The organism is Kitasatospora sp. NPDC053057 (genome assembly GCF_044546945.1).
In the GTDB taxonomy this organism is placed as follows: domain Bacteria; phylum Actinomycetota; class Actinomycetes; order Streptomycetales; family Streptomycetaceae; genus Kitasatospora.
The window spans coordinates 1-5,651 of record NZ_JBITZP010000097.1 but is presented as its reverse complement, the minus strand read 5'-3'; the positions used below and the strand labels follow the sequence as shown (position 1 = coordinate 5,651).

Here is a 5,651-nt window from a genome sequence, read left to right as displayed (position 1 = left end):
CTGGTCATGCTCACCCTGGCGGGCCCTCGCCCCACCCTCCCTGGACGCCAACCCGCGACAGCCTGACCCACACATCAAGCAGGAGAGCCCGAAAAACTCCCCGAGCCGCCTTCCTGGTTGGGCGACTTCGTCGCCCACATCGCCGCCCGGCACTGCGTCTCGCGGGCCTGCGGTTTCGTCACCGACCTGGGCCGGCTCCTGCAGGACGAGCATCCCAACTCGCCCCCGGCCCTGCTGGAACGATCACGACGACCAGGACGGTCGATGGGCTCCTTCGCCCGCGCGTTGGAGGACTTCTTCACCCGCCACGGCCTGGCACTGCCCACCGACCAGGCCGAGCGGCTGGCCGCAGGGCGCCGACGCCGACGTATTGAGGCCGTGCCGGACTCGATGCGGGCGGCCGTGTCGGCGTTCGACGCCTCGAGGATGCGAGCCCAGGACCGGGCCCGCCGGGCCGGCACCCGTCCCCGCAGCGACCACACCCAGGAGACCGCCCTGGCCACCATGCGCGACCTGGCATTGTTCCTGTTGACCGATCAGGACAAGGACGACTGGTCTCTCGTCGATGTGCACGACATCGAGGCGTTCCTCGCAACACTGCCCAGGGCCCGCAAGCGCCGGCTGACGGTGCTGCGGCAGTTCTTCCGATTCGCCCGCGCCAACAAGGTGGTACTGGTCGATCCGACCCACACGCTCACCGTCAAAGAGGCGAACGGCTTCCGCGGCCGGACCCTCACCCTGGACCAGCAGCGTCAGCTCTTCCATCGCTGGACGACCGGGGAGCGCGTGCACCCGCACGAGGCCCTGGTGGGCATGCTCGCCCTGCTGCACGGAGTCTCCAGCTCAGAGGCACGGATGCTGCAGATCGACGACATCGACGAGGCCGCCCGGAAAGTGCGGCTCGGCAAACGGCCCCATCCCGTCCCCCTCGACCCCGCCTCCTGGACCGTGCTGCAGCAGGGCCTGGCCCACCGGGCGGCCTGGCGGACCGACAATCCCCACGTCATGGTCACCAAAGGGACAAAGGCCGGACGAAGCCCAGCCTCAACTTCCTATCTCTCCCACATCCTTGACGACTGCGGCTTCCCGCCGCGAATGATCCGCAGCACCCGCCTCGTCGACCTCGTCAACACGATGGACCCCAAACTCGTAGCCTCCGCCTTCGGCATGGACCCGCAAGCCGCTCTGATCTACCTTGCTGATCACATCGACCCTGGACGCCTACCCGACCAGCACCAGCAGAGGACCTGACATGCGGCACCTCACCCCTGCTTTCGCCCTCGCCGCCCTCCAGCGCGGGAAGCAGATCGAGCAGTTCCTCGGAGCCATCGAACCCGACGACCGTCACGGACTTCGCTGGGTCGCCCTCAGCCCAAGCCGAGCGGGGATCACGATCTACCTGAGCGAGGTCGAGGACGTCGGCACCGACACCTTCCTCGACATCACCGAGTTCCCGCCCCTTGACCCCGACGAAGAGACCCGGGGACGGGAGATCGCTGTCCTGCCCACTCCGGAGGAAGCCCTGCACCTGGCAGAGCGCGAACTTGCCGCCGACCCCCGACGCTGGGTCAACCAGGGCATCGTCTGCGACGAGTACCAAGACTTCCGGACTGCACGCACCACGAACCCGTGAAGTTTCGCCGCCACCTGGCACAGGTTCGCCGGAACATGTGCGCTTTGACGAACGGCTGGTTGGAGGCGATCGCGATCGCGTGCCGTTCCTCGCGTTCGGTGAAGATCTGGAAGAGCAGTTCGGCGCCGTGCCGGTCGAGCTTGACGTAGCCGAGTTCGTCCAGGCAGAGAAGGTCGACGCGCCCGTACTTCTTGATCGTGCGGCCGAGTTGCTTGTCGTCGGCGGCCTCGGCAAGCTCGTTGACCAGGTTCGCGGCGGTTGTGTAGCGGACTCTCCCGCCGGCCTCGGCAACCGCAGTGCCGATCCCGATCAGCAGGTGGGACTTGCCGGTCCCGGAGTCGCCGATCAGGCAGAGCGGCTGCCCGGCCCTCACCCAATTCATCGTGGCCAGGGTGTTCACGACCTCCGGGGAGACGTTCGGGTTCTTCGAGAAGTCGAAGTCCTCGATGCGCTTCTGCCGTGGGAAGCCCGCCTCCTTCACCCGGCGCATCTTGCGCCGTTCCTCGCGGTCCTCGCATTCGCTCTCCAACAGCTCGGCCAGGAAGTCGGCATAGGAGGCGTGCTCGCGCAGAGCCTGCTGGACCGCCTCCTCCCAGCGGCCCCGCATCGTGGTCAGGCCCAGCGTGCGGCAGGCCGTCTCGATGGCGATCGCGGGGTCGGCGCTCCGCTGTCCGGGCAGCCCTGAGGAAGCCCAGGACCCCTGCTGGTTCGGGGCCTGGGTGGTGCTCTGCGTCATGCTGAGCCTTTCGAGGTGATTGAAAGGAGCTGGCCGTAGGCGGCCAGCGACGGCGCCGGGCGAGTGTCCGGCGGTAGTTCGGGACGTCTGGTGGGCAGGGAGATCACCCGCGCGGACACGATGTCCTCGGGCTCCTCGTCGGCGGCCGGGGGCGGCGTGATCACGACGGGTGGCGGCCCGCCGGCCACGGCGTGGGCCTTGCGGGCCTCGATGGCGACCAGCTCCGGGGAGACCGAGCCAGCCTCCAGGACCGCGCTCATCCCGGCGATGACGGCTTCGGCGGGCAGGCGGCGGTGCAACAGTAGGACCTCGATCAACGCGCGGGTGCCGGCGGACCGGCCGTGGGCCTCGCGGGCGGCGGCCCAGAACGCGTCGTGGACTGAGGTGAACGAGCCGTCCGCGCGGGCCGCAGCGAGACCGGTGGAACCCTCCAGCGCGCCGGGCTTGGCCCGCAGGACCTCCAGGTAGTGATCGAGTAGGTCCCGGTAGCCGTAGCGGCCGGGCAGCCGGGGGTGGCGGGCGACGACCTCGTGCCGGTCGAAGACCACGACCTCGTCGGCCCGCAGCGACACCCGCACGTTGCGGCCGATGAACCGGGCCGGCACCGAGTAGTGGTTCTGGCGGATCGTCACCCGCGACGAACGGTTGACCTTCGGCGTCGAGGTCAGCCCGACGTCGAACTCGTCCAGAGGGACCGGCCGCAGCAGCGGCTGTTCCTCACGGGAGTCGAAGCCGACCGAGGTCGGGCGGTTGTCGATGTGCCGGGCGTCCTCCTCGGCCTCGATCCGCTCGATGCGCTCGTTCAGGTCCGCGAGCGTGTCCACCTCGGGGACCGGGACCAGGTGGGTGCGGCGGAAGCGGCCGCCCTCATGCTCGACCCCGCCCTTCTCGTGGGCGCCGTCCTTGCCGGGCAGGCAGTAGAACGCGTCGAACCCGAATTCTCTGAACTTCGGGAGCCTGCGTCGCCCTCCGTCCATAGGAATCTGCCCCTCGGACCTGGCGTCGGAGACGTCGGGCAGCACTGGGATCATCATCGGATGCGTGGAACTGATGAGCTGATCAACGTAGACGACCCGGCCTGGCCCGAGCTGCAGGAGCTGTTCGCGGCCGGCACTGTTCCGGTAAAGGTGCTGCCCGTTGACCGGGGCGAGGGCCGCCGGTGCCTGCTGCAGATGCAAGTCACGGCGCGATCAGTGCTCGGCGCCGTGGCGTTGAACAGCGGCGGCCTGGTCCTCGATGACGGATGGGTGCGTGTGTTCGGCGGAGGGTCGGGCGAAGACGACGGCAGTCTGCCAAGCCTTGCCCAGGTCAATGTGTTCCCCGCCGATTTCGATCCCGCCTGGCATCCGGCGAAGGGCCTGATCGTCGGCCACGACGTGTTGGGTGGGGTGTTCGCGCTGAACGGCCACGACCCGGAAGCGGCGGGTCGGCCCGGCGTCCCAGGACAGATGACCTACTTCGCCCCGGACACGTTGGAGTGGGAAGCGATGGAGATGGGTCACTCGGTATGGATCTCCTGGATGCTGTCCGGACGGCTGGAGAAGTTCTATGAAGGGCTGCGCTGGCCAGGCTGGCGTGAGGAGGCGGCCGCGTTGTCCTTCTCGCAGGGCATCTCGGTGATTCCGTTCTTGTGGTCGCAGGAGGCTCAAGCGGATCTTGCGGCCACCAGTCGCCGTGCCGTGCCGATGCGTGAAGTCCTCGGCGTCGCCGCCGACTTCGCCCAGCAGATGGGCCCGGTCGATCCGGGATTCCTCGGTGCGGTATAGGTCCGAGAGCTGACCCTTTCGACGAGCTATCGTCGGTTGGGAGGTCATGGCGCAGCTGGTCGACACCTTGCGTCGGGTCCATGTCCGCGGGGGTCAGCGCAAAGTCGACTTCTACCTTCGTCTGCGGGCCTTGGGAGTCTTCCCTGAAGACGCCCCGGCCACGATCCGGGCGTTCGGGCTTGCCGCCGGCCAGCTGAGCATCGAAGAACTCGTGGATCGCTATCCGATCCGGTGCCGCCCGGTCCGCGACCTGATCGTGGACTACCTGCGCGAACGGCAGCCGTCGTTGGACTACACCAGCCTGGACGCGGTGTCGCGGACGCTGGCCGGGCTGTTCTGGACCCGGATCGAAGCACTCTCACCAGGCATCGACTCCCTGCGGCTGCCACCAGCACTGGCCCGGGCCTGGAAGACAGACATCGCCACCAAGAAACGCACCACGATCGGTCCGGACGGCACCGCCGTCGAGGTCGCCAGCCCCAGGCTGAACGCCAAGGACGAGCTCATCCGCGTCCGCGCCTTCTATCTGGACATCGCCCAGTGGGCTGCGGAAGAGCCGGCCCGCTGGGCACCGTGGGTCGTCCCCTGCCCGATCAGCGATGAGGAGATCAGCAAGGCCAAGGACCGCAAACACCGCAAGGCCCGGATGGACCAGCGCACTCGCGAACGGCTTCCCCTCCTGCCAGTGCTGACCGACACCGTCGACCGCAGGCGACGCGCCGCAGCCGAACTACTGGCTGCCGCCGAGCACACCTGGCCCGGGGACCTGATCCCCGACACCGCCGGAACCTTGCGCAGAGCCGTCGCGCCCAAGGCCGCCGGGCACCTGACCTGGGCCGAGGAGACCTCGACCGGGCGGCGGCGGAACCTCACCTACGAGGAGACCGAAGCCTTCTGGGCCTTCGCCGCGATCGAGGTCCTGCGTCTGACAGGCATCCGCAACGAGGAGCTCCTGGAGCTGACCCACCACAGCATCACCGAATACCGGCTTCCCAGCACCGGCGAAGTCGTGCCCCTGCTGCAGGTCGCCCCGTCCAAGACCGACAGCGAACGGCTCCTGCTGGTCAGCCCGGAACTGGCGGACGTCCTTTCCAGCATCATCCGCTGCCTGCGAGGAGGCAGCGGCGCTATCCCGCTGGTGACCTCCTACGACGTCCACGAGCGGGTCTGGAACCCGCCGATGCCGCTGCTGTTCCAGCGCGATATCGGCACCGAACACCGCGCATTCACCCCGACCGCGCTCCGCAAGCTTCTGATCAACGCGCTGGCCACCACGGGCCTGACTGATGCTGGCGGCGAACCGCTTGTCTTCTCCCCGCACGACTTCCGCAGGATCTTCGTGACCGACGCCATCATGAACGGCCTGCCACCGCACATCGCCCAAGTGATCTGCGGGCATAGGAGTCTTGACACGACGATGGTGTCCGGGTACTACCTCAGGTGCAGAGGTGCGTACGGGTTCAAATGCAGAGGTTCCCCGGCGTGTCGTGATGTCGGGTTCATGAAGTGGGTCACC

At 68.1% G+C, this 5,651-nt stretch carries 6 protein-coding genes; 4 read left to right on the top strand and 2 right to left on the bottom strand.

Annotation, left to right across the window (positions count from 1 at the left end; translation table 11 throughout):
* Positions 1–264 precede the first annotated feature (264 nt).
* Positions 265–1,251 carry a tyrosine-type recombinase/integrase gene (locus ACIG5E_RS38925; protein WP_396541964.1) on the top strand — a complete coding sequence of 329 codons (987 nt, stop codon included), beginning with the start codon at positions 265–267 and terminating at the stop codon, positions 1,249–1,251.
* 1 nt (position 1,252) lies between these two features.
* Positions 1,253–1,633, top strand: coding sequence for a hypothetical protein (locus tag ACIG5E_RS38920; RefSeq protein ID WP_396541962.1), 381 nt, complete (start codon positions 1,253–1,255; stop codon positions 1,631–1,633).
* Here ACIG5E_RS38920 and istB read toward each other — a convergent pair.
* Both istB and ACIG5E_RS38910 read right to left on the bottom strand, forming a co-directional pair.
* Complete coding sequence (gene istB / locus ACIG5E_RS38915) at positions 1,569–2,369, bottom strand: IS21-like element helper ATPase IstB (RefSeq protein WP_396541960.1); 801 nt, start codon at positions 2,367–2,369, stop codon at positions 1,569–1,571. The two genes, ACIG5E_RS38920 and istB, sit on opposite strands and share 65 nt — an antisense overlap.
* Positions 2,366–3,403 carry a Mu transposase domain-containing protein gene (locus tag ACIG5E_RS38910; protein ID WP_396541958.1) on the bottom strand — a complete coding sequence of 346 codons (1,038 nt, stop codon included), beginning with the start codon at positions 3,401–3,403 and terminating at the stop codon, positions 2,366–2,368. Before ACIG5E_RS38910 ends, istB begins: the two co-directional genes overlap by 4 nt.
* 3 nt (positions 3,404–3,406) lie before the next feature.
* Here ACIG5E_RS38910 and ACIG5E_RS38905 point away from each other — a divergent pair, with 3 nt between their 5' ends.
* Positions 3,407–4,135, top strand: coding sequence for a DUF2625 domain-containing protein (locus tag ACIG5E_RS38905; RefSeq protein WP_396541956.1), 729 nt, complete (start codon positions 3,407–3,409; stop codon positions 4,133–4,135).
* A 46-nt stretch (positions 4,136–4,181) separates the two neighbouring features.
* On the top strand, positions 4,182–5,651 hold a 1,470-nt coding region (locus tag ACIG5E_RS38900; RefSeq protein ID WP_396541955.1), incomplete at its 3' end, for a tyrosine-type recombinase/integrase.

Bases quoted from the DNA above. Each gene is read 5' to 3' on its own strand.
- ACIG5E_RS38910 (WP_396541958.1), bottom strand. From the start codon at position 3,403: ATGATGATCCCAGTGCTGCCCGACGTCTCCGACGCCAGGTCCGAGGGG.
- ACIG5E_RS38925 (WP_396541964.1), top strand. From the start codon at position 265: ATGGGCTCCTTCGCCCGCGCGTTGGAGGACTTCTTCACCCGCCACGGC.
- ACIG5E_RS38920 (WP_396541962.1), top strand. From the start codon at position 1,253: ATGCGGCACCTCACCCCTGCTTTCGCCCTCGCCGCCCTCCAGCGCGGG.
- ACIG5E_RS38905 (WP_396541956.1), top strand. From the start codon at position 3,407: ATGCGTGGAACTGATGAGCTGATCAACGTAGACGACCCGGCCTGGCCC.
- istB (WP_396541960.1), bottom strand. From the start codon at position 2,369: ATGACGCAGAGCACCACCCAGGCCCCGAACCAGCAGGGGTCCTGGGCT.